Source organism: Serratia montpellierensis (assembly GCF_020858655.1).
Classification (GTDB): Bacteria; Pseudomonadota; Gammaproteobacteria; order Enterobacterales; family Enterobacteriaceae; genus Serratia; species Serratia montpellierensis.
Window position 1 is genome coordinate 204,896 of record NZ_VOSN01000018.1, and the last position, 22,402, is coordinate 227,297.

General features: G+C 61.1%; 19 protein-coding genes. 12 read left to right on the plus strand and 7 right to left on the minus strand.

The genetic code is table 11. The features are described 5' to 3' along the window. Window positions 1-41: 41 nt before the first annotated feature. The 6 genes from elaB to menE all read left to right on the plus strand — a co-directional run bounded on the left by elaB (window position 42) and on the right by menE (window position 6,402). Window positions 42-353, plus strand: a complete 312-nt coding sequence (gene elaB / locus FUU19_RS19330) for a stress response protein ElaB (RefSeq protein WP_025160172.1) — start codon at window positions 42-44, stop codon at window positions 351-353. Between the two features lie 380 nt (window positions 354-733). Beyond that, window positions 734-2,410 (plus strand): 2-succinyl-5-enolpyruvyl-6-hydroxy-3-cyclohexene-1-carboxylic-acid synthase, encoded by a 1,677-nt coding sequence (gene menD / locus FUU19_RS19335; RefSeq protein ID WP_230490654.1) that lies wholly within the window; start codon window positions 734-736, stop codon window positions 2,408-2,410. Next, the gene (gene menH / locus FUU19_RS19340) at window positions 2,407-3,177 is read left to right on the plus strand and encodes a 2-succinyl-6-hydroxy-2,4-cyclohexadiene-1-carboxylate synthase (RefSeq protein ID WP_141967605.1); all 771 of its coding nucleotides are present in this window, start codon (window positions 2,407-2,409) and stop codon (window positions 3,175-3,177) included. Before menD ends, menH begins: the two co-directional genes overlap by 4 nt. 11 nt (window positions 3,178-3,188) lie before the next feature. Continuing rightward, a complete protein-coding gene (menB, locus tag FUU19_RS19345) occupies window positions 3,189-4,046 on the plus strand; it encodes a 1,4-dihydroxy-2-naphthoyl-CoA synthase (RefSeq protein WP_230507310.1) in 858 nt (285 codons plus the stop codon). Next, a complete protein-coding gene (gene menC, locus FUU19_RS19350) occupies window positions 4,046-5,029 on the plus strand; it encodes an o-succinylbenzoate synthase (RefSeq protein WP_230490655.1) in 984 nt (327 codons plus the stop codon). The genes menB and menC overlap by 1 nt, the downstream gene beginning before the upstream one ends. Then, window positions 5,017-6,402, plus strand: coding sequence for an o-succinylbenzoate--CoA ligase (gene menE / locus FUU19_RS19355; RefSeq protein ID WP_230490656.1), 1,386 nt, complete (start codon window positions 5,017-5,019; stop codon window positions 6,400-6,402). The genes menC and menE overlap by 13 nt, the downstream gene beginning before the upstream one ends. A gap of 44 nt (window positions 6,403-6,446) precedes the next feature. Here menE and katA read toward each other — a convergent pair whose 3' ends face one another. Then, window positions 6,447-7,883: a catalase KatA gene (katA, locus tag FUU19_RS19360; protein ID WP_230490657.1), complete on the minus strand. Its 1,437-nt coding sequence runs from the start codon at window positions 7,881-7,883 to the stop codon at window positions 6,447-6,449. A 338-nt stretch (window positions 7,884-8,221) separates the two neighbouring features. Here katA and FUU19_RS19365 point away from each other — a divergent pair, with 338 nt between their 5' ends. The 3 genes from FUU19_RS19365 (at window position 8,222) to FUU19_RS19375 (ending at window position 12,142) form a co-directional block, all read left to right on the plus strand. Further along, window positions 8,222-8,761, plus strand: coding sequence for a YfaZ family outer membrane protein (locus tag FUU19_RS19365; RefSeq protein ID WP_141967611.1), 540 nt, complete (start codon window positions 8,222-8,224; stop codon window positions 8,759-8,761). 200 nt (window positions 8,762-8,961) lie between these two features. Next, entirely contained in the window at window positions 8,962-11,139 is a 2,178-nt protein-coding gene (locus FUU19_RS19370; RefSeq protein WP_430726490.1) for a TonB-dependent receptor, read from the plus strand. 7 nt (window positions 11,140-11,146) lie between these two features. Beyond that, window positions 11,147-12,142 (plus strand): ABC transporter substrate-binding protein, encoded by a 996-nt coding sequence (locus tag FUU19_RS19375; protein WP_230490659.1) that lies wholly within the window; start codon window positions 11,147-11,149, stop codon window positions 12,140-12,142. A 41-nt stretch (window positions 12,143-12,183) separates the two neighbouring features. On the opposite strand, the gene tyrP is transcribed toward FUU19_RS19375, so the two are convergent. After that, window positions 12,184-13,392, minus strand: coding sequence for a tyrosine transporter TyrP (gene tyrP / locus FUU19_RS19380; protein ID WP_004935940.1), 1,209 nt, complete (start codon window positions 13,390-13,392; stop codon window positions 12,184-12,186). Between the two features lie 245 nt (window positions 13,393-13,637). Here tyrP and FUU19_RS19385 point away from each other — a divergent pair, with 245 nt between their 5' ends. Further along, the gene (locus FUU19_RS19385) at window positions 13,638-14,834 is read left to right on the plus strand and encodes a nicotinamide mononucleotide deamidase-related protein YfaY (RefSeq protein ID WP_230490660.1); all 1,197 of its coding nucleotides are present in this window, start codon (window positions 13,638-13,640) and stop codon (window positions 14,832-14,834) included. Between the two features lie 3 nt (window positions 14,835-14,837). Here the strand turns inward: FUU19_RS19385 and FUU19_RS19390 are convergent, their stop codons facing one another. Beyond that, window positions 14,838-16,046, minus strand: a complete 1,209-nt coding sequence (locus FUU19_RS19390; RefSeq protein ID WP_230507319.1) for an FAD-dependent oxidoreductase — start codon at window positions 16,044-16,046, stop codon at window positions 14,838-14,840. Between the two features lie 116 nt (window positions 16,047-16,162). On the opposite strand from FUU19_RS19390, the gene FUU19_RS19395 reads away from it, so the two are divergent. Together FUU19_RS19395 and FUU19_RS24705 are read left to right on the plus strand one after the other, a co-directional pair. Beyond that, complete coding sequence (locus tag FUU19_RS19395) at window positions 16,163-16,984, plus strand: AraC family transcriptional regulator (protein WP_197768153.1); 822 nt, start codon at window positions 16,163-16,165, stop codon at window positions 16,982-16,984. Window positions 16,985-17,214: 230 nt separating this feature from the next. Beyond that, on the plus strand, window positions 17,215-17,367 hold the full coding sequence (locus FUU19_RS24705) for a Hok/Gef family protein (RefSeq protein ID WP_004935921.1): 153 nt from the start codon (window positions 17,215-17,217) through the stop codon (window positions 17,365-17,367). A gap of 59 nt (window positions 17,368-17,426) precedes the next feature. On the opposite strand, the gene yfaE is transcribed toward FUU19_RS24705, so the two are convergent. The 4 genes from yfaE to ubiG all read right to left on the minus strand — a co-directional run bounded on the left by yfaE (window position 17,427) and on the right by ubiG (window position 22,341). Next, window positions 17,427-17,687 carry a class I ribonucleotide reductase maintenance protein YfaE gene (yfaE, locus tag FUU19_RS19405; protein WP_025303642.1) on the minus strand — a complete coding sequence of 87 codons (261 nt, stop codon included), beginning with the start codon at window positions 17,685-17,687 and terminating at the stop codon, window positions 17,427-17,429. Window positions 17,688-17,690: 3 nt separating this feature from the next. Further along, a complete protein-coding gene (gene nrdB / locus FUU19_RS19410; RefSeq protein WP_019453694.1) occupies window positions 17,691-18,821 on the minus strand; it encodes a class Ia ribonucleoside-diphosphate reductase subunit beta in 1,131 nt (376 codons plus the stop codon). Window positions 18,822-18,888: 67 nt separating this feature from the next. Next, window positions 18,889-21,177 (minus strand): class 1a ribonucleoside-diphosphate reductase subunit alpha, encoded by a 2,289-nt coding sequence (gene nrdA / locus FUU19_RS19415; protein ID WP_141967620.1) that lies wholly within the window; start codon window positions 21,175-21,177, stop codon window positions 18,889-18,891. Window positions 21,178-21,615: 438 nt separating this feature from the next. After that, a complete protein-coding gene (gene ubiG / locus FUU19_RS19420) occupies window positions 21,616-22,341 on the minus strand; it encodes a bifunctional 2-polyprenyl-6-hydroxyphenol methylase/3-demethylubiquinol 3-O-methyltransferase UbiG (RefSeq protein ID WP_043136511.1) in 726 nt (241 codons plus the stop codon). Between the last annotated feature and the right edge of the window lie 61 nt (window positions 22,342-22,402).

The window sequence follows — 22,402 nt, forward strand, 5'->3', positions numbered from 1 at the left end:
AGTGTAGGAACGCTTAATTTTTCAACCACGGAGATCTCACGATGGCAAGACATACGGATGCTGAGCAAACTACCCTGGATGACGATCTGAGAATGCTGACCGAGACGCTGGAAGAAGTGCTGCAATACACCGGCGACCGCGCAGATCAGGCTTACGTCGACATCAAGTCGCACGCCGAGCAGGCGCTGAGTGAGGTCAAGGCGCGCTGGGCGAACACCGGTGAATCCTACTACGCGCGCGCCAAAGAAGCGGTGCACCGCACCGACGACTACGTGCGGGATAAACCCTGGCACAGCGTAGGCATCGGCGCCACCGTCGGGCTGGTGCTGGGGCTGCTGCTGGCCCGCAAGTAAATCACGGCATCGGGGCGGCGCAGGCCGCCTCGTGCTTTTCTGCAGACTGTGTTGTTCCTCTCGCTGTTTCCCCGCTGGCTTTCCCTTATCCCGCCTATACTTCCCGCTAGCCGTCGTCGGAGCGCCTTTATTTCCCTTGTTTTTGTATGGACGGATTGAGCCGGCGTCGCCGCAAGTGTAAAGTATTTGTGTTTTTATTGTTTATTTTTTGTTCTAAATCAAATAATTATCTGGTGTAAACACTCAGGGATATACGGCGTTCTTGCGCTGGCGCAAAAGCCGTGAAAATAACACCTCATATAATACAGAGCGTAACTACAGGCGCGGCGTCCGTCGGCTGCGTCGGGGACGATCTCTGCTAACTGACTTGTGAGCGAACTATGTCGACAAGTGTTTTTAATCGCCGGTGGGCGGCTGTGCTGCTCGAGGCGCTGGCCCGCCATGGGGTGCGGCATGTTTGTATCGCTCCGGGATCGCGCTCCACGCCGCTGACGCTGGCCGCCGCGGCCAACCGATCGTTTATCTGCCATACCCATTTTGATGAGCGCGGGCTCGGCCATCTGGCACTCGGGCTGGCGAAGGCGGCGCGTGAGCCGGTGGCGGTGATCGTCACGTCCGGCACCGCGGCGGCGAACCTTTATCCCGCGTTGATTGAAGCCGGCCTGACCGGTGAGCGGCTGGTGTTTCTCACCGCCGATCGGCCGCCGGAATTGATCGACTGCGGCGCCAATCAGGCGATCCGTCAAAACGGCCTCTACAGTAGCCACCCGACGCTGGCGATCGATCTGCCGCGTCCTACGCCGGATATTCCGGCCGCGTGGCTGGCCTCCAGCGTCGACAGCGCGATGGCGCGCCTGCAGCACGGCGCTTTGCACATCAACTGCCCGTTCGCCGAACCGCTGTATGGCGGCGACGAACGTCACTATGCCGATTGGTCCGCCGCGCTGGGCGACTGGTGGCAGAGCGATCGTCCGTGGCTGCAGGAAAGCGAGGCGCATGCGGCGCCAGTGCCGCAGCCGGACTGGTTCTTCTGGCGGCAGAAACGCGGCGTGGTGCTGGCCGGGCGCATGAGCGCGCAAGAGGGCGCTCAGGTGGCTGAATGGGCCGCAATGCTGGGCTGGCCGTTGATCGGCGACGTGCTGTCGCAGACCGGGCAACCGCTGCCCTGCGCCGATTTGTGGCTCGCGCATCCGCAGGCGCAACGCGTATTGCAAGACGCGCAACTGGTGGTGCAGTTCGGCGGCAGTCTGACCGGCAAACGCCTGCTGCAGTGGCAGGCGCAGTGCCGGCCGGAAGAGTATTGGGTCATCGACGAGCTGCCGGGGCGGCTCGATCCGGCTCAGCACCGGGGGCGGCGCCTGCGCGCCGACGTGGCGCAGTGGTTGGCGCAGCACCCGGCGCAGCCGCGCGCGCCGTGGGCCGCCGGGCTGGCGGCGTTGGCGGATAAGGCGCTGACGGCGGCATCCACGCATCTGCACGATAACTTTGGCGAAGCGCAGCTGGCGCACCGTCTGCCGGAACTGCTGCCGGAGAACGGCCAGCTGTTTCTCGGCAACAGCCTGGTGGTGCGACTGATCGACGCGTTAACGCCATTGCCCGTCGCCTACCCGGTATTCAGCAACCGCGGCGCCAGCGGTATCGACGGCTTGATCTCCACTGCTGCCGGCGTACAGCGTGCCACCGCCAGGCCAACGTTGGCGGTGGTGGGCGACCTTTCCGCACTGTATGACCTCAATGCGCTGGCGCTGCTGCGCCAGAGCTCGGCGCCGACGGTGTTGATCGTCGTCAATAACAACGGCGGCCAAATTTTCTCGCTGTTGCCGACGCCGGAAGAAGATCGTCAGCGCTTTTACTGCATGCCGCAGAACGTCGAGTTCAGCCACGCGGCGGCGATGTTCCAACTGGGCTACGCGCGGCCGGAAAACTGGAGCCAGCTGCAACAGGCGGTTGAGCAAGGCTGGCGGCGCGGCGGCGCCACGCTGATAGAACTGCAGGTGCCGCCGAGCGCAGGAGCAGAGAGTCTGCAATTCCTGGTGCAACAGATGGCGGTGCAATGATGCTGGCGACGCGAATTTTGCAACAGGGCGAAGCGGGCCGCCCGTGGCTGGTGTGGCTGCACGGCCTGCTCGGCAACAACAATGAATGGCGGGTGATCGCCGCGCGCTGCCCGGAATGGCCATCGCTGGCCATCGATCTGCCCGGCCACGGCGACTCCGTGGCGGTGACCTGCCGCGGCTTCGACGACATCAGCGCGCAAATCGCCGCTACGCTGCAGCTGCGCAATATCGAACGTTATTGGCTGGTGGGCTACTCGCTTGGCGGGCGCATCGCCATGTATCACGCTTGCTACGGCCGCCATGCCGGACTGCAAGGGGTGATCGTCGAGGGTGGCAACCCGGGGCTGGAGGACGAAGAACAGCGCCGCCGACGCTGCGAGCAGGATGCGCTGTGGGCGGCGCGTTTTCGCAGTGAGCCGATCGCCGAAGTCCTGGCGGACTGGTATCAGCAGCCGGTATTCAAAGAACTCAGCCACGTGCACCGTCAGGCGCTGATCGCCGCGCGCTCGGTCAACAGCGGCCCGGCGATCGCCGACATGCTCGAAGCCACGTCGCTCGGGCGGCAGCCTTATCTGGCGCCGCAGCTGAGCCAACTGACTGTGCCGCTGCAGGTGCTGTGCGGTGAGAACGACCCCAAATTTCAACGGCTGGCGCGCGACGCCGGGTTGCCGTTGCGCATCGTGCCGCAGGCCGGTCATAACGCGCATCTGGCCAATCCGCAGGATTTCGTCGCCGAGCTGCAGACCTTTCTCGTTAACCCTGGTTAAAGGAACCGAACATGCTTTATCCGAATGAAGAACACCTGTATGCCGCCATTGCCTGGCAGGATTGCACCGGCGATTTCGAAGACATTCTGTATCACAAGTCCGCCGACGGCATCGCCAAAATCACCATTAACCGGCCGCAGGTGCGCAATGCGTTTCGCCCGCAAACGGTCAAAGAGATGATCGACGCGCTGGCCAACGCCCGTTACGACGACGGCATCGGCGTCATTATTCTGACCGGCGCCGGCGATAAGGCCTTTTGCTCCGGCGGCGATCAGAAAGTGCGCGGCGACTACGGCGGCTATCGCGACGACAGCGGCGTGCATCACCTCAACGTGCTGGACTTCCAGCGTCAGATCCGCACCTGCCCGAAACCGGTGGTGGCGATGGTGGCGGGCTATTCGATCGGCGGCGGCCACGTGTTGCACATGATGTGCGATCTGACCATCGCGGCGGATAACGCCATCTTCGGCCAGACCGGCCCGAAAGTAGGCTCGTTCGACGGCGGCTGGGGCGCGTCTTACATGGCGCGCATCGTTGGCCAGAAGAAGGCGCGCGAAATCTGGTTCCTGTGCCGCCAGTACGACGCAGCCGCCGCGCTGGACATGGGGCTGGTTAATACCGTGGTGCCGCTGGCCGATCTGGAAAAAGAGACGGTGCGCTGGTGCCGCGAAATGCTGCAGAACAGCCCGATGGCGCTGCGCTGCCTGAAGGCGGCGCTGAACGCCGACTGCGACGGCCAGGCCGGTTTGCAGGAGCTGGCGGGCAACGCCACCATGCTGTTCTGCATGACCGACGAAGGGCAGGAAGGGCGTAACGCGTTTAACGAGAAGCGCCAGCCGGACTTCAGCAAATTCAAGCGTAACCCGTAATGAGCGGGGTAAACCGCAGCGCGGCACTTTACCGTTACAGCCTGCCGATGGAGGCGGGCGTGGTGCTGCGCAATCAGCGGTTGAAAACGCGTGACGGATGGGTGGTGCAGCTGCGTCAGGGCGAGCGTGAAGGCTGGGGCGAGATCGCGCCGCTGCCGGAATTCAGCCGGGAAACGCTGGAGCAGGCCGAACAGGCCGCGCTGGCGTGGCTGCAGGCGTGGTTGACGGGCAACGAACCGGATGACAGCTCGCTGCCCTCGGTGGCCTTTGGGCTCAGCTGCGCGCAGGCCGAGTTGGATCAGCGCTTGCCGACGCAGGCGGATTTCCGCAAGGCGCCGCTGTGCACCGGCGATCCGGACGAGCTGTTCGAGATATTGAGCGCCTTGCCGGGCGAGAAAGTCGCGAAAGTGAAGGTGGGGCTGTATGAAGCGGTGCGCGACGGCATGATCGTCAACGTGCTGCTGGAGGCGCTGCCGGATCTGCGGCTGCGGCTGGATGCCAACCGCAGCTGGACCCGCGCCAAAGCCGACGGCTTCGCCAAATACGTCAACCCGGCTTGGCGCGATCGCATCGCCTTTTTGGAAGAGCCCTGCAAGACCCGTGATGAATCGCGCGATTTCGCCCGGGCGACCGGCATTGCTATCGCCTGGGATGAGAGCGTGCGTGAGGCGGACTTTGTGGTGCAGGCCGAGCCGGGCGTGGCGGCCATCGTGATCAAGCCGACGCTGGTCGGCAGCCTGGCGCGCTGCCGGGCGCTGGTGGCACAGGCGCACGCGGCGGGGCTGACGGCGGTGATCAGTTCCAGCATCGAGTCCAGCCTGGGGTTGACCCAGCTGGCGCGCATCGCCCGCTGGCTGACGCCGGACACCGTGCCGGGGCTGGATACGCTGGGGTTGATGCAGGCGCAGGTGCTGCGGCCTTGGCCGGGCAGCGCGTTGCCGCTGCTGGATGTTTCGGCGCTGGAGTGCCTGTGGCGCCGTTAAGCGATTGGCCGTGGCGACACTGGGCGCGCCTTCAGCCGCAGGCGACGGCGCTGCTGCTCGGCGAACGGCCGCTGAGCTGGCTGGCGTTGCAAGAGCAGGTGGATGAGCTGGCGGCGGATTTCCAGCACCAGGGCGTGGAGCCGGGCTGCGGTGTGGTGCTGTGCGGCAGAAACAGCTATCCGCTGTTGTTGGGCTATCTGGCGCTGCTGCAATGCGGCGCGCGCCTGTTGCCGCTCAATCCCGCCTTACCGACGCCGCTGCTGGCGCAGCTGGTGCCCGAATTGGACATCACTTTTGCCTTCGGCCCGGATCCTTTGCCGGCGCTGCCGGAAGAGGTGATTCGATTGACGCCGCCCTCGACCGAGCCGCGCTGGCCGAACCTGCCTACGTGGGATGTGCAGCGTCTGGCGACGCTGACGCTGACCTCGGGCTCCAGCGGCATGCCGAAGGCGGCCGCACACAGCTACGCCAACCATCTGGCCAGCGCCGCCGGGGTGTTGCGGCTGATGGATTTTCAGCGCGAAGATTGCTGGCTGCTGTCACTGCCGCTGTTTCACGTCTCCGGCCAGGGCATCGTCTGGCGCTGGCTGGCGGCGGGCGCCCGATTGGCGGTGCGCGAGATGCACCCGCTGGCCGAGGCATTGGCAGGCTGCACGCACGCCTCGCTGGTGCCGACGCAGCTCTGGCGGCTGTTGGCGCAACCGCTGACGGGCATGACGCTGAAAGAGGTGCTGCTCGGCGGCGCGATGATCCCGGTGGCGCTGACCGAACGGGCTGAAGCGGCGGGGATCCGCTGCTGGTGCGGCTACGGGCTGACCGAACTGGCCTCCACGGTCTGCGCCAAGCGCGCCGATGCGCGGCCGGGCGTCGGCCTGCCGCTCGGCGGCCGTGAGGTAAAACTGGTGGATGAAGAGGTCTGGATCCGCGCCGACAGCCTGGCACTCGGCTACTGGCGTCATGGTCATCTACAGCCGCTGGCCGATGAACAAGGCTGGTTTGCGACCCGCGATCGCGGCGCGATGGCCGAGGGAGAACTGCGTATTCTCGGCCGGCTGGACAATCTGTTTTTCAGCGGCGGTGAAGGGGTACAGCCGGAGGATATCGAACGCGTGCTGGCGGCGCACCCGCAGATATCGCAGGCGTTTGTGGTGCCGGTGGCGGACGCCGAGTTCGGCCAGCGGCCGGTGGCGGTAATCGACGGCGATCCTTCGCTGTCGCTGGCGGCGTTGCTTGCCTGGTCGCAGGATAAGCTGGCCAATTTCCAACGCCCGGCGGCATTGCTCCCGCTGCCTGACGAGCTGAAAAACGGCGGCATCAAGATTTCGCGCTGCCAGTTGCAGCAGTGGGTGGCGCAGCGTCTCTCTCAGGCATAAAAAAGCCGCCCGTAAGGGCGGCTGAGTGAATGATGGCAGGGGGATTATTTCAGCCCCAACGCCTTGGCGACGCCGGCGCCGTAGTCCGGGTGCACCTTGGCGAACAGCTCGACCTGACGGCGCTGAATGTGTTCCGGCACCTGCGACAGTTCGCCGGCGATGCGGGTGAACATGCGCTGGTGCTCTTCGGCGCTCAGCAGGTTGAACAGCGCGCGCGGCTGGCTGTAGTAATCGTCGTCTTCACGATGATTCCAGTGGTCGGCCGCGCCCTCAATGCTCAGCGGCGGCTCGCTGAAGTCCGGCTGCTCCTGGAACAGGCCGAAGCTGTTCGGTTCGTAGGTGGCGCCGTTGCCGCTGTTGCCGTCCACGCGCATCGCGCCGTCGCGATGGTAGTTGTGGAACGGGCATTTGGCGCCGTTAACCGGGATTTGGTGGTGGTTGACGCCCAGGCGGTAGCGGTGCGCATCGCCATAGGAGAACAGGCGGCCCTGCAGCATTTTATCCGGCGAGAAACTGATGCCCGGCACTACGTTGGCGGGGTTCATCGCCACCTGCTCAACCTCTGAGAAGTAGTTGTCGGGGTTGCGGTTCAGCTCGAAATAGCCGACGTCGATCAGCGGGTAGTCGCCGTGCGGCCACACCTTGGTCAGATCGAACGGGTTATACGGCGTCTGCGAGGCTTCGTGTTCCGGCATGATCTGAATTTGCAGCTTCCAGCGCGGGAAGTCGCCGCGTTTGATCGCGTCGAACAGATCGCGCTGTGAGCTTTCGCGATCCTTGGCGATGATCGCTTCCGCTTCTTCATCCATCAGGTTTTCAATGCCTTGTTCGCAGCGGAAGTGGAATTTCACCCAGAAACGTTCGTTGGCGGCATTGATAAAGCTGAAGGTGTGGCTGCCGAAACCGTGCATGTGACGGTAGGATTTCGGAATGCCGCGATCGCTGAAGTCGATGGTCAGCTGGTGCAGCGACTCCGGCAGGTGGGAGAAGAAGTCCCACTTGTAGACTGGGTTGCGCAGGTTGGTATGCGGATCGCGTTTCACCACGTGGTTGAGATCGGGGAATTTCAGCGGATCGCGCAGATAAAACACCGGCGTATCGTTACCCACCAAATCCCAGTTGCCTTCTTCGGTATAGAACTTCATGGCGAAGCCGCGAATATCGCGCTCGGCGTCGGCGGCGCCGCGCTCACCGGCGACGGTGGAGAAGCGGATAAACATGTCGGTCTGTTTGCCGACCTCGGAGAAGATTTTGGCGCGCGTGTAGCGGGTGATGTCGTGGGTAACGGTAAAGGTGCCGTAGGCGCCGGATCCTTTGGCATGCATGCGGCGTTCGGGGATAACTTCACGGTCGAAGTGGGCCAGTTTTTCCAGGAACCACACGTCCTGCAACAGCATTGGGCCGCGTTTGCCTGCGGTGATCACGTTATTGTTATCGACAACCGGGGCGCCGGCTGCGGTGGTCAGTCCTTTCTTGCTCATCACTTGCTCCTTATCGTAGTGCAGTTAAGTAAAGACTCGGGCGGTTTAAGCGTTCATCAGCATAGTCCTTTGGCGGGGCTTCTTCCCCTGACCTTGGTCAAAGCCACTACTAGTTGTAGCTCTATTGCCGAGCGGCGGCAAATAGGTCTCGGTTATCGTTGGCATCGCCTTGACGAATATAGAGCCTTGTTTGCAAACATTTACATTTATTTGATTATTGAAGAATTTTTTCGCTTTTATCCCTTAAATACTCATTGCGCTTTGGTATAGACTCGGGACGTTATTATTATGCGTTGATTCGATCATTCGGTACGGATGACAAACCAGAGGGAAAGATGATGAAAAAGACTTGGGTCGCGTGCGCGGCAGGATTGCTGTTTGTGACCGGCGCGGCGAACGCCATCAGCGTGTCGGGCGAAGCCGGGCAACACTACACCAACCTGGGCGTCGGCATGAGCACCGGCTCTTCAGGTCTGGGCCTGACCGGCAACTGGGCGCGCAGCGACCACGACGGCAACGTCGGTAGCGTGGGCCTGAACTTCGGCGTGCCGCTGGGTCCGTTGACGGCGACCGTCGGCGCCAAAGCGCTGTACCTCAGCCCGAAAGACGGGAAGAGCGGCGGGGCGGTCGCGCTGGGCGGCGGCCTGGAGTGGGAAATTAACCGTTACTTCAGCCTGCACGGCGAAGGGTACTTTGCGCCTGACTCTTTCACCAGCGGTGTGAAAGCCTATAACGAAGCCAGCGGCGGCCTGCGCTGGAAGTTCCGTCCGCTGAGCGTGGACGTGGGCTACCGTTACATGAAGATGGAAGGCAAAGATGGGCGCCGCGACAATACGCTGGCCGATGGCCCTTATGTCGGTGTCGGCCTGAGCTTCTAAGGCCGGCTGACGGGCTGCGGCCCATCGCGTTTTTCGAATCCCTCGGTCATTGGCCGGGGGATTTTTATTTGTGCCATCAACGGGAAATCCATCCGGACTCTGAATGGCAAAAGATTAAATAATTTAAAGACTCGACGATCGGCATCGCCATAAGGGGGCACATGCCGTAAAATACGTAATATAAATATTTATATAACGATATGGACGTCATGACTTACCGAAATCCACTGGCGGCGCTGATGCCGCTGCTTGCCTCACTCTTTCCTTATACCGCTGCGGCGCAGGCCGATCGTGACGAGGTGTTGACCGTCACCGGCCACGCGTTATCCCCCGCGACGGAAAGCGCATCCGGCGCCGGTTTTAAAACGCCGGAGATTGAACTCGGGCCGCTGGGTACCAGGGCCTGGATCGATACGCCTTATTCTTCCACCACCGTGACCCAACCGATGATCAATAATCAGCAGGCGAAAAGCGTCGCCGAATTGCTGAAATATTCACCGAGTACGCAGATGCAGGCTCGCGGCGGCATGGACGTCGGGCGGCCTCAAAGCCGCGGCATGCAGGGCAGTGTGGTGGCGAACAGCCGCCTGGATGGGTTGAACATTGTCTCCACCACGGCCTTTCCCGTTGAAATGCTGGAACGGCTGGACGTGCTCAACAGCCTGACCGGCGCGTTGTATGGCCCTGCGAGCCCGGCCGGGCAGTTCAACTTTGTGGCGAAACGCCCGACGCCGCAACCGTTACGCGAGGTGACACTCGGGTATCAGAGCCGCAGCGCCTTCAGCGGCCACGTCGATCTCGGCGGCCATCTCGACGACGACAATACGTTTGGCTATCGCATCAATGCCCTCAACGAAGAGGGCGAAGGCAGCGTTGACGACAGTACCTTGCGCCGACGGCTGTTGGCCGTGGCGTTCGATTGGAATATCAAGCCGGGCACGCAGTTGCAACTGGACGCCAGCCATTACGAGTTTCTGCAAAAGGGTTACCCCGGCGGCTTCAGCTATGGGCCGAATGTTCCGTTGCCCTCCGCCCCTAATCCGCAGAATAAACACCTGGCGCTCGAGACGGCGGGCAACGATTTAACCACCGACACCCTCAGTACGCGCCTGATTCATTACTTCAATGACGATTGGTCAGTCACGGGCGGCATAGGGTGGCAACAGGCAGATCGCGCCATGCGTTCGGTATCCAGCACTCTGATCAACGGCAGCGGCGATATCAAACGGTCGATGAGCGACTCCAGCGCCTCGGGGCGATTTCGGGTGTTGAGCAATACGCTGGCGTTGAACGGCCATGTCGATACCGGTTCGGTGGGGCATGAGTTGGCGCTCGCTACGACGGGCTACGTCTGGTCTATCTACAGCGGCAAGGGGGCCAGCCGGCGCTATGATTTGGGCATCGACAATATGTACCATCCGTCGGCGCTGCATGAGCCGGGCGACGGAAACATCCCCAAGAACGGCGCGCGCTATAAATCCAGCGAGAACAGCCAGCAGAGCGTGACGTTCGGCGATACGCTGACATTCAATCCGCAGTGGTCGGCGATGCTGTATTTAAGCGAAAGCTGGTTGCAGACGCGGAATTACAGCGCTGACGGCAAGAAAATCGAAGAAGACAATCAGCAGGGTTTGAGCCCGAATGCGGCGTTGATGTACAAAATCACCCCGACGCTGATGGCCTATGTCAGCTATGCCGACTCGTTGGAACAAGGCGGTACGGCCCCGTTGGGGGAAGGCGTGAAGAACGAAGGGCAGACGCTCAAACCCTACCGCAGCCGGCAGTATGAGGTGGGCCTGAAAGCCGACGTCGGGGAAATGAACCTCGGCGCCGCGTTGTTCCGCCTCAAGCGGCCATTCGCTTATGTTGACGCCGAAGACCGTGTGTACAAGGAGCAAGGCGAACAGGTGAACAATGGCCTGGAGCTGACGGCCGCTGGGCGCGTGGGTGACGGGCTGAGCCTTTTTGGCGGCGTCACTCTGCTCGATCCGCAACTGAAAGAGACGGTTTCCGACAGCACACGCGACAAACGCGTGGTCGGTGTGCCGAAGGTGCAGGCCAATATGCTGGTGGAGTACAGCTTGCCGTCGATGCCGCAATGGGTCTATAGCGCCAACGTGCACTATACCGGCAAGCGAGCGGCGAACGACACCAACAGCACCTGGGCTGACAGTTACACCACGCTGGACCTGGGGGCCCGCTACGTTACCCGGATTCATTCTGTGCCTGCGACCTGGCGGCTGGCGGTTAATAACGTCACTAACGAACATTACTGGGCCTCTATTTTCCCGTCGGGCACGGATGGCAATGGTGGTTCGTCGAGCGCCTTTCTCGGCAACGGCCGTGAAGTGCGCGCATCTGTCACGTTCGACTTCTGAGGGCGCTATGAGAATCGTATCGTTGCCCGTATGGGGGCTGTTGGCTGGCGTGTTGTTGCACGGCAGTTTGTGGGCTGCACCGCCTGCGAGCGAAATGCGCATTGCCTCGCCGTGGCCCGCGCAAAACGCCATCATCGCGATGCTGGGTTATGGCGATAACATCGTCGGCACCTCGAATGTTGCGAAACAGATCCCGCTGTTTCGCCAAAGCCTGCCGCGTATTGACGCCGTTCCGGTAGTGAGTGTGAATAGTGGGCAAGCGTTGAATCCGGAACAAATCATCGCGCTTGGCACTCGGCTGCTGTTTGTGCCTGACAGCATGAAAGTGCCGCAATTGGATTTACTCGAACGGGCTGGGGTGCGCGTATTGGCGTTTAAAGCCAATTCGATGGCGGCGCTGCGCGAGCGAGTGTTAAAAACGGGGGCCGCGCTGGGGCCGGATGCGCAGGAAAAAGCGTTGGCTTACGAGCGCTATTTTTCTCGTAATGTGGCGCGCGTCGCCGAGCGGCTGAAGGATTTGCCGCCAGGGCAGCGCATTCGCGTTTATCACAGCATGGGCAATCCGCTGACCACCTCAGGGCGGCCGTCGCTTAACCAGGATTGGATGGATCTGGCCGGCGCCGCCAACGTGGCGGAAACGTGGTTTGGCCTGAAAAAAGAGGGGGCGGGCGAAGTGGCGCTGGAGCAGATCGTGGCCGCCAATCCGCAGGTGATCGTGGCGATGAACAGGCGCGATGCCGAAGAGATACGCACGTCTGCGCAATGGCAGGGCATCGATGCCGTTTTGCGGCATCGGGTCGTGGTCAATCCCAAGGGGATGTTCTGGTGGTGTCGCGAGACCAGCGAAGAGGCGCTGCAGTTTTTATGGTTGGCGAAAACGCTGTACCCGGCGCGTTTTGCCGACATTGACATGCGGGAAGAGACGAGAGGTTTTTATCGGGACTTTTTCGGTCTGTCGCTCACTGCGGCGCAGATTGACGCTATTCTTAATCCACCCGCTTGAACAGATTCGGGGGCCGAAACGGCCCCCGAATCTGTTATCTGTTACCCCACCGCCGGCAGCATGCCGCTGGCGATGCCCAGTTGAATGGCGATCACCGTTACCCCGCAGACAAACACCAACGCCAGCGCCGGCGTACCGCCCCAGACACGGTACTGCGCCTGATGTTTTTGGCGGGTTTTCCACACCAGCAAGGAAGGCAGCAGCAGCGCCAGCACCGACAGGGCGATGGCGGCGAATCCCAGCGCCAGCACGAAGCCGCGCGGATAGAACAGCGCGAAGGCCAGCGGCGGCAGGAAGGTGATGGCGCCGGTTTGCAGGCGGCCACGCACGTTATCTTGACGCTTGAACAGGTCGGCCAGGAAATCGAACAGCCCGAGCGCGACGCCGAGGAACGAGGTCGCCAGCGCCAGATCGGCGAACAGGTGCACCGCCAGTTCAACGTGCGGTGAAGCTACTGCATCACGCACCGCCTGCAACAGGCCGTTTAGCCCGGCCTGCTGAGCCAGGATGCCGACGAAGGTGTCGGAGCTGATGCTGCCCAACGTCGCCAGCTGCCAGAAGATATAGGCGATCAGTGGGATCGCGCTGCCGATGATAAACACCCAACGCAGTTTGCGAATGTTGCCGCCCATGTAGTTGACGATGCTCGGCACGCTGCCGTGGAAGCCGAAAGAGGTGAAGATCACTGGAATGGCCGACAGCGCCAGGCCTTGCTCCAGCGGCAACGTCATCAGATTGGTCTGGTGGATATTCGGCAACATCAGGCCGAGCATCACCACCAGGAACACCACTTTGGCGCTGAACAGGATGCGGTTGAACAAGTCGACCGAGTGGGTGCCGATGCACACCACGCCGCCGGCCACCAGGGTGAACAGCAGGACGCCGAGCGACACCGGGAAGTCCTGCGACGTCCATTGGCTGATGCTGGTGGCGAGCAATTCGCCGGCGCCGCTGATATAGGCGGCGGTGAGGGCGTACATCAGGAACATCATGCTGAAGCTGGTCAGCCACTGGCCGCCGCCGCCGAGATAACGTTTGGCGAGCGTGCCCAGACCGGTATCCGCCTGCTCATGCTGGTAAACCTCCACCAGTAACAGCGCGGTGTAACACATCAACAGCCACAGCCCGACCAGTAAGGCCAGCGTGACGCCGAAACCGACGCCGGCTGCCGCCAGCGGCATCGCCAGCATTCCGGCGCCAATGGTGGTGCCCGCCACGATAAAAACACTGCCAAGAGTGCGATTCTTCACGTTTTTTCTCTACCAGCCGAAAGATTTTGAAAATTATAGGTAACGATTTATGAGGATGGCAGGATAGTGGAAGCCCTAATTTGTGTCAAACCGACGTTACGCACGCCGTACACTAATGTTTACATCTCGCGGGCCGGCATGGCACATGAGAAACGGAGCCATGGCTGAAATTATCCGCAGGCGGCTAGTGAAAAGTTATTTACGGGCTTCTATAGTGGAATGACCAAAAAATGTGGGAGAGATCAATGTTAAGGGTGGAGATGCTCAGCACCGGCGATGAGGTGCTGCACGGGCAAATTATTGATACCAACGCCGCCTGGCTGGCGGACTACCTGTTCCAGCAGGGGGTGCCGATGAGCGGGCGTGAAACGGTCGGGGACAGCCTCTCTGCGTTGATCGAGATCCTGCAGGAACGAAGCCATATTGCCGATGTGCTGATCGTCAACGGCGGCCTGGGGCCGACCAGTGACGATCTCAGCGCGCTGGCCGCCGCGAAAGCCTGTGGCGTAGAGCTGGTCGAACGGGCCGACTGGCTGGCGCGCATGGAAGCCTATTTCGCCGAGCGTGGGCGGCCGATGGCCCCTTCCAATCGCAAGCAGGCGCAGATCCCGGCCAACGCGGAAATGCTGGATAACCCGGTGGGTACCGCCTGCGGTTTCGCATTGCAACTGAACAAATGTCAGATGTTCTTCACCCCCGGCGTGCCGTCGGAATTCAAAGTGATGGTCGAACAGCAGATCGTGCCGCGCCTGCGCCAGCGCTTCACCTTACCGGCGCCGCCGCTGTGCCTGCGCCTGACGACGTTCGGCACCTCCGAGAGCGATCTGGCCGCCGAGCTGGATGGCATGCCGCTGCCGCCGGAAGTGGTGCTGGGTTACCGCTCGTCCAGCCCGATTATCGAACTGAAGCTGACCGGGCCGGAAAGCCGGCGTGCGGAAATGGAGCAGGCATGGCGGCGCGTGCGCGAAGTGGCGGGGGACAACTGCATTTTTGAAGGCACCGTCGGGTTGCCGGCGTTGTTAACGCAGCGGCTGAGTCAGCAAGGGCTGAAGCTGGCGTTGAGCGAGCAATTCAGCGGCGGGTTGATCAATCTGCAGCTGCAAAGCGAGGGCGCGCCACTGGCGGGGGGTGAGCTGCTGCCGGCGCACTGTATCGAAGCGCTGGAAACGACGCTGGCCCGCGCCCGCTCGCTGGCGGAGTTGACCGGTGCGCCGTTGGCGTTGGCGGTCAGCGCCATGCGCGATGAGCAGGTGAGCATTGCGCTGCACACGCCGCGCGGCGGTATTGGCCAGACCGTGCGTTATCGTGCGTCGCGCCACGGCCTGCGGCTGCGTCAGGAGTCGGTGGCGATGCTGGCGCTGGATATGCTGCGCCGCTGGCTGAATGGGGGCCAGGCGTGCGGTAAAAACGCCTGGCTGGAGGTAGTGGAAATTATCGAGTGACGGTCATGGCGCCGAGTTGCCGGCGTCACGGCTTTGCTGCAGCCGTTCGGACGCCAGCCGTGACAGGCGTATCGCCGCGGCGCCCCGTACGTGCAGTTCCAGACCGTAGTCCCTGAGCGCCTGCGCGGCGCTGCCGGCTTGCGCCAGATGCGTCGCCAGGCTGGCGGCGTCCGCCAAGGCGGTGTTGGCGCCAAGCCCGCCCGCCGGGCTCATGGCGTGCACGGCGTCGCCGAGAAAGGCGATGCGTTCGCTGTGCCACACCGGCATCGCCTTCGTGACCTGCACCGCCCGCACGCTGAGTGACTGGGGATCCGCCAGCGCTAACGCCGTTTGCAAGGCGGGCGCCCATCCCTGCGAGATATGCCGTACACGCGTCTGCAGCGCAGCGCTGCCCTCCGCCCGTGCCGGCCCGCCGAGCCGTTCAGCCGATCCGATACAGGCCCAATAGAGATAGTCGTCGACCGGGGTGAGGCGGCAATCGGGCGCGTAGTCGGCCGCCAACTGCGCCATGGGCGCCTGAAAGCGCATCGGTTCAATCACCAGCGACAAGCCGTCGGCGAAGACGACCGACACGCCGCGCAACAATTCGGGGGCCAATTGGGCCCGGGTCGCCGCGTCGAGCGGCGTTTTGCCGTAGAGGGTGACCGCGCCGCTGTCTTCGGGCCCCGCCTCGGGCAGGCAGCGCCGCCGGACCAGCGAGTTGACGCCGTCGGCGGCGATCAGCACATCGACCTGTACTTGCCCGCCGTTGGCGAACTGAAGTTCCACACCCTGTGACGTTTGTGCAAACTCACGCAGGGTATAGCCGAAGCGCACCCGATCTTGCAGACCGGCGAGCAGGATTTCGCGCAGCGTTTGCCGATGAACGCCGAGATCGCCGCTTGGTTCCTGTGCCTGCCGCTGGCTGGAGGGCAGCCAGTGCTCAGGGCGTCGGGCGTTGAGCAGGGCAAGCTGCGGATCCCAGAGATTGCTCTCGCCGCTGTTTTGCGCGCTGCCGGCGCAGAGCAACCGGAAGTGCGCCGGCGGCAGACAGGCGGCCAGCGCCTGCTGGCCCGTCGGATCGATGCGTAGCCGGTAGCCCTGCTCGCGCGCTTGCGGTGTGGTGTCACGTTCAAACACCGTGGCGTGGATGCCGAAGCGGCGCAGCCCCTGAGCCAGACACAGACCGCCGGGTCCGGCGCCGATAATGCCAATGCTGAGTGTTGTCATCATGTTCCCTCGTGAGTCAGTGGCCACAAACGGGAGCGGCCGGAAGCATTTCATTATGTCGGCGCAGGAAAAGGTTGATATAACGGTATCTGGACTAAAAATAGTGATAAGTGGCCAATATGAACGATAACCCTCACTTCGCCGACGCTGACTGCAGCGAATGGCAGGCGGGCCCCTGGCTGATCGCCCTTGGCGGCCGCGACGCGGCAGGCCGGGAGTATCGGTTGGGCACGCGCGAATACGACTGGCATCAGCATGTGCGCGGGCAGCTGCTGTGCGTCGAAAGCGGCTTGCTGCATGTACGCACGGCGCACGGCGATTGGGTGCTGCCGCCGCAGCGGGCGGGTTGGATCCCACCGGCGACGCAGCACCGGGTGCAGGTCTGCGGCGCGCTGAGCGGCTGGAGTTTGCTGCTGGCGCCGGAGGCCTGCAACGATCTGTCGAATGTACCCTGCGTCATCGGCATTAGCGCCGTGCTGCAGGCGCTGGCTCAGCGAGCAGAAGGCTGGGACAAGCGCAGCGCGCTCACCCTGGAGCAGGATCGCATGGCGCAGGTGATGCGGGACGAGATACGTTTGGCGCCGACGGAACCACTGCATTTGCCGATGTCGTCCCATCCGCGCCTGGCCGGCGTTCTGCAGGCCTTGCTGGCGCAGCCGGGGAGCGAGCGTTCGCTGGAAGCCTGGGCCGAATGGGGGGCGATGTCACCGCGTACCCTGCGCCGGCTGATGATAGGCGAAACGGGGCTGAGTTTTGCCCAGTGGCGCCAGCAGGCTCGGTTGTCATATGCATTGGCGAAGCTGGCCGAAGGTGAAACGGTGTTGCAGATTGCGGAAACGCTGGGGTATGCCTCGCCGAGCAATTTTATCGCCATGTTTCGCAAAGCCTTTGGCGATTCTCCGGCGCGTTATTTTTCCGCATCGGCAGGAAAGGGGCGCTAAGCGAAATACTTTGAGGATAGTTATATATCCCTGATTAATCATAATCTTATAGGGGATATTCGCGGCGAGGGAATGCTGTTACTCTTTTGGCGGGTGCTTGAGACTGTTCGTCTTGGGCATTGTGTGACAAGGCGGATAGATGAAAGCCCCAAACTGACTCTCAATCAGAATGGGGCTGCCCTAACGCCTAGACACCGTTATGGTAGCCCCTTCACAGCAAGGAGGCAAGCATGCGCTTAAGGCATGTGTTTCACTCGCTAACCGTTGTATGTATTACGGTTTTGTTATTTATCTGGATGATAAGAGACTCGCTGTGCGAGCTGAAAATCTACCAGGAAAATATCACTATCCTGATCAGGTTGGCGTGTGAGGTGAAGCGGTAATCATAGGGCGGGGGCAACCCCGCCTTCTGGTCTCCAGGCGCGGTTTCCGGCACCCGACTTTACATTTCCAGCTCGATATCCGTCAGCGGCATACAGCAGCAGGGCAGGATCTCGCCGGCGTTGATAAACGCCAGCGGCTGCTGGCGGTAGGTCACTTCACCTTTCACCAGCTTCAGGCGGCAGGCACCGCAATAGCCGGAGCGGCATTGGTACTCCACCTGCACGTCGTGCAGTTCCAGCACGTCGAGCAGGCAGTTTTCACTGTTGGGGCAGGAGAGCTGCGTGCCGGCGGCGCGCAGCGTTACGATTGGCGTCGCCATCGCTTACAGTTCGAAGTCGCTCAGGTCGTCGGCGTTGATCTCCGAGTCGATCTGGCCAACCAGGTAGGAGCTCACTTCCACTTCCTGCGGCGCCACCTGCACGTTGTCGGACACCAACCAGGCATTGATCCACGGGATCGGGTTGGAACGAGTTTCGAACGGCAGACCGAGGCCGACCGCCTGCATGCGGATATTGGTAATGTACTCCACATACTGGCACAGGATGTCTTTGTTCAGGCCGATCATCGAGCCGTCGCGGAACAGGTATTCCGCCCACTCTTTTTCCTGCTGGGCGGCCAGCACGAACAGATCGTAGCACTGCTGCTGACATTCTTCGGCGATCTCCGCCATTTCCGGATCGTCGGCGCCGGAACGCATCAGGTTCAGCATGTGCTGGGTGCCGGTCAGGTGCAGCGCTTCGTCGCGGGCGATCAGCTTGATGATTTTGGCGTTGCCTTCCATCAGTTCGCGCTCGGCGAACGCGAAGGAGCAGGCAAAGCTGACGTAGAAGCGGATCGCTTCCAGCGCGTTCACGCTCATCAGGCACAGGTACAGCTGCTTTTTCAGCGCACGCAGATTGACGGTGACGGTTTTACCGTTCACCTGGTGGGTGCCTTCACCCAGCAGGTGATAGTAGCTGGTCATCTCGATCAGATCGTCGTAGTAGCCGGAAATGTCTTTCGCGCGCTTCTTGATCTCTTCGTTGGTGACGATGTCGTCGAACACCAGCGCCGGATCGTTGACGATATTGCGGATGATGTGAGTGTAGGAACGGGAGTGGATGGTCTCGGAGAACGACCAGGTTTCCACCCAGGTTTCCAGCTCAGGGATCGAGATCAGCGGCAGCAGGGCGACGTTCGGGCTGCGACCCTGGATGGAATCCAGCAGCGTCTGATACTTCAGGTTGCTGATGAAGATGTGCTTCTCGTGCTCCGGCAGCGCCTGGTAATCGATGCGATCGCGGGAGACGTCAACTTCTTCCGGGCGCCAGAAGAAGGAGAGCTGTTTTTCGATCAGCTTTTCGAAGATTTCATGCTTTTGCTGGTCGAAACGCGCAACGTTTACCGACTGGCCGAAGAACATCGGCTCTTGCAGCTGGTCGTTTTTGGTCTGAGAAAAAGTGGTGTAAGCCATAAGCCTGAATCCATCGTAACGTGGCTAAATGAAGGGGCCGGAAAATTCCGGCCCGCTAGGTCAAACTTTAGATCTTGCAGGCGCCGCTTTCGCAGTCGTCATCGCCGGCCTTGGCAGGCTGCAAATCTTCCTGGGCGTCTTCCGCTCCGTCGCGGGTGTTTTGGTAGTACAGCGTTTTCACACCGAACTTGTAGGTGGTGAGCAGGTCTTTCAACAGCTGCTTCATCGGCACCTTGCCGCCCGGGAAGCGGGTCGGATCGTAGTTGGTGTTGGCCGAAATCGACTGGTCGATGAATTTCTGCATCAACCCCACCAGCTGCAGATAGCCGTCGTTGCTCGGCATTTCCCACAGCAGCTCGTAGTTGTCTTTCAGACGCTCATACTCCGGCACCACCTGGCGCAGGATGCCGTCTTTCGACGCCTTGATGCTGATGTGGCCGCGCGGCGGCTCAATGCCGTTGGTGGCGTTGGAAATCTGCGAAGAGGTTTCCGATGGCATCAGGGCAGACAGCGTCGAGTTGCGCAGGCCGGTTTCCTGGATCTCTTTACGCAGGGTTTCCCAGTCGTAGTGCAGCGGCTCGTTGCAGACAGCATCCAGGTCTTTCTTGTAGGTGTCGATCGGCAGGATACCCTGCGAATAAGTGGTCTCTTTGAACCACGGGCAAGCGCCTTGTTCCTGAGCCAGACGGTTGGAGGCTTTCAGCAGGTAGTACTGAATGGCTTCGAACGTTTTGTGCGTCAGGTTGTTGGCGCTGCCGTCGGAGTAGCGTACGCCGTTCTTCGCCAGGTAATAAGCGAAGTTGATGACGCCGATGCCCAGGGTGCGGCGGCCCATCGCGCCACGGTGCGCAGCCTTGATCGGATAATCCTGGTAATCCAGCAGGGCATCGAGTGAACGCACCGCCAGGGTTGCCAACTCTTCCAGATCGTCCAGGCTGTCGATCGCGCCCAGGTTGAAGGCGGACAGGGTGCACAGCGCAATCTCGCCGTTTTCGTCGTTGACGTCTTCCAGCGGCTTGGTCGGCAGGGCGATTTCCAGGCACAGGTTGGACTGACGCACCGGCGCGATCTGCGGATCGAACGGGCTGTGGGTGTTGCAGTGGTCGACGTTCTGGATGTAGATACGGCCGGTAGAGGCGCGCTCTTGCATCATCAGAGAGAACAGCTCAACCGCTTTCACGCGCTTCTGGCGAATGCTGTCGTCTTTCTCGTACTGGGTGTACAGACGCTCGAATTCGTCCTGATCGGCGAAGAACGCGTCATACAGCCCCGGCACGTCGGACGGGCTGAACAGGGTGATGTCTTCGCCCTTGATCAGACGCTGGTACATCAGACGGTTCAGCTGCACGCCGTAGTCCATGTGACGCACGCGGTTGCCTTCAACGCCACGGTTGTTTTTCAACACCAGCAGGCTTTCCACTTCCAGGTGCCACATCGGGTAGAACAGCGTTGCCGCGCCACCGCGTACGCCGCCCTGCGAGCAGGATTTGACGGCGGTCTGGAAGTGTTTGTAGAACGGGATACAGCCGGTATGGAAGGCTTCACCGCCACGGATCGGGCTGCCCAGCGCGCGGATGCGGCCGGCGTTGATGCCGATGCCGGCGCGTTGCGAAACGTATTTCACAATGGCGCTGGAGGTGGCGTTGATGGAGTCCAGGCTGTCACCGCACTCGATCAGCACGCAGGAGCTGAACTGGCGGGTTGGGGTGCGCACGCCGGACATGATCGGCGTAGGCAGCGAAATCTTGAAGGTGGAAATCGCGTCGTAGAAGCGTTTGACGTAGTCCAGACGGGTTTCACGCGGGTAGTTGGAAAACAGGCACGCGGACACCAGCATGTACAGAAACTGGGCGCTTTCGTAGATCTCGCCGCTGACGCGGTTCTGCACCAGATACTTGCCTTCCAGCTGCTTGACGGCGGCATAAGAGAAATTCATGTCGCGCCAATGATCGATAAAGGAATCCATCTGCTCGAACTCTTCAGCGCTGTAGTCTTCCAGCAGATGTTTATCGTATTTGCCCATCTCGACCATGCGGCTCACGTGCGCGAGCAGCTTCGGCGGCTCGAATTGGCCATAAGCCTTTTTACGCAGGTGGAAGATCGCCAGGCGAGCGGCCAGGTACTGATAGTCCGGCGCGTCGCGGGAGATCAGATCGGCTGCGGCTTTGATGATGGTTTCGTGAATGTCGGCGGTTTTGATGCCGTCATAAAACTGAATGTGTGAACGCAACTCTACTTGAGAAACCGAGACGTTGTGTAATCCCTCTGCGGCCCAATCGATGACCCGGTGGATTTTGTCGAGATTGATGCGCTCTTTACGGCCATCGCGTTTAGTTACAAGCAGACTTTGGTTCATGTGGTGTTTTACCTGTCCGTATGGTGCCCCTAAGCAGAAGTGTAGTCGCTCTGCTCAGTATGTAAACACTATATATAGGGGTTGTATGTCGGTGAGGTAACAAGATAGTGAGAAAAAACGGCGTTTGCAAGTGAACAAAACCGGCCTAATTTGTGGATAACTTGGGGGTGAAATGCCACTTGCCGTTCGCAGTGCGCGCCGTGACTGGTGCGACAAGCTTGTCAATAAGCGCGATCAGATTTTACTGAAAAACTGAAAAAACCGATCGTTTGGCGCTTTATTAAACGTTAGAAAAAAACGGCATATTGATCTGATTTAATATTCTAAAAAACTGTTTACAACGGCTATTTTGATCGAAGTCGCGGAAATTAGGTATTTTTCCTAATGCCGCGTGGGCGCCGCACCCCGATAATGCAGGGGCGGCGCGGTTTACAGCGCTTAGCCTTCGTGCTGGGTGTGTACCATGTAGTTCACGTCAACGTTGCGCCCAAGCTTGAAATGATCGGTGATCGGGTTGTAATGCAGGCCGATCATATGCTTTTCGCGCAGCGGCGTGCCGTCGACCCAGCCGATCAGTTCGGACGGGCGAATGAACTTCTTATGATCGTGGGTGCCCTGCGGCACCATCTTCAACACGTACTCGGCGCCGATCACCGCCATCAGCCAGGCTTTGGTGTTGCGGTTGATAGTGGAGAAGAACACGTGGCCGCCCGGTTTCACCAGATGGGCGCAGGCGCGCACCACCGAGGCCGGATCGGGCACGTGCTCCAGCATCTCCATACAGGTGACCACGTCGTAGCGCTGCGGATTGGCCTGAGCGTGGCTTTCCACCGTTTCCTGCACGTAAGTCACATTGACGCCGCTTTCCAGCGCGTGCAGCCGGGCGACCTGCAGCGGCTCCGCACCCATGTCGAGGCCGGTCACCTGCGCCCCTTCGCGCGCCATGCTTTCCGCCAGAATGCCGCCGCCGCAGCCCACGTCGAGCACCTGCTTGTCAAAAATGCCGCCGGCGCGCTGCATGATGTAGTTCAGGCGCAGCGGGTTGATGCGGTGCAGCGGTTTGAACTCGCCTTCCAGATCCCACCAGCGGGAGGCGACGGCCTCGAACTTGGCGATTTCCTGGTGGTCAACGTTTTGCACTCGGCTGGATGATTCTGCGTTCATGGGCGGGTCTGGCTCCTTGTTCTCGTTGCGCGGATTATACATGTTCCGGCGCGGCATCGTC

What these genes read in the sequence shown, in the direction of transcription:
- katA (WP_230490657.1), bottom strand. Translation starts at nt 7,883, where the DNA reads ATGAGCAAGAAAGGACTGACCACCGCAGCCGGCGCCCCGGTTGTCGAT.
- FUU19_RS19390 (WP_230507319.1), bottom strand. Translation starts at nt 16,046, where the DNA reads ATGATGACAACACTCAGCATTGGCATTATCGGCGCCGGACCCGGCGGT.
- ubiG (WP_043136511.1), bottom strand. Translation starts at nt 22,341, where the DNA reads ATGAACGCAGAATCATCCAGCCGAGTGCAAAACGTTGACCACCAGGAA.
- menH (WP_141967605.1), top strand. Translation starts at nt 2,407, where the DNA reads ATGATGCTGGCGACGCGAATTTTGCAACAGGGCGAAGCGGGCCGCCCG.
- menB (WP_230507310.1), top strand. Translation starts at nt 3,189, where the DNA reads ATGCTTTATCCGAATGAAGAACACCTGTATGCCGCCATTGCCTGGCAG.
- yfaE (WP_025303642.1), bottom strand. Translation starts at nt 17,687, where the DNA reads ATGGCGACGCCAATCGTAACGCTGCGCGCCGCCGGCACGCAGCTCTCC.
- FUU19_RS19365 (WP_141967611.1), top strand. Translation starts at nt 8,222, where the DNA reads ATGAAAAAGACTTGGGTCGCGTGCGCGGCAGGATTGCTGTTTGTGACC.
- FUU19_RS19395 (WP_197768153.1), top strand. Translation starts at nt 16,163, where the DNA reads ATGAACGATAACCCTCACTTCGCCGACGCTGACTGCAGCGAATGGCAG.
- FUU19_RS19370 (WP_430726490.1), top strand. Translation starts at nt 8,962, where the DNA reads ATGGACGTCATGACTTACCGAAATCCACTGGCGGCGCTGATGCCGCTG.
- elaB (WP_025160172.1), top strand. Translation starts at nt 42, where the DNA reads ATGGCAAGACATACGGATGCTGAGCAAACTACCCTGGATGACGATCTG.
- nrdA (WP_141967620.1), bottom strand. Translation starts at nt 21,177, where the DNA reads ATGAACCAAAGTCTGCTTGTAACTAAACGCGATGGCCGTAAAGAGCGC.
- FUU19_RS24705 (WP_004935921.1), top strand. Translation starts at nt 17,215, where the DNA reads ATGCGCTTAAGGCATGTGTTTCACTCGCTAACCGTTGTATGTATTACG.
- nrdB (WP_019453694.1), bottom strand. Translation starts at nt 18,821, where the DNA reads ATGGCTTACACCACTTTTTCTCAGACCAAAAACGACCAGCTGCAAGAG.
- menC (WP_230490655.1), top strand. Translation starts at nt 4,046, where the DNA reads ATGAGCGGGGTAAACCGCAGCGCGGCACTTTACCGTTACAGCCTGCCG.
- menD (WP_230490654.1), top strand. Translation starts at nt 734, where the DNA reads ATGTCGACAAGTGTTTTTAATCGCCGGTGGGCGGCTGTGCTGCTCGAG.
- FUU19_RS19385 (WP_230490660.1), top strand. Translation starts at nt 13,638, where the DNA reads ATGTTAAGGGTGGAGATGCTCAGCACCGGCGATGAGGTGCTGCACGGG.
- FUU19_RS19375 (WP_230490659.1), top strand. Translation starts at nt 11,147, where the DNA reads ATGAGAATCGTATCGTTGCCCGTATGGGGGCTGTTGGCTGGCGTGTTG.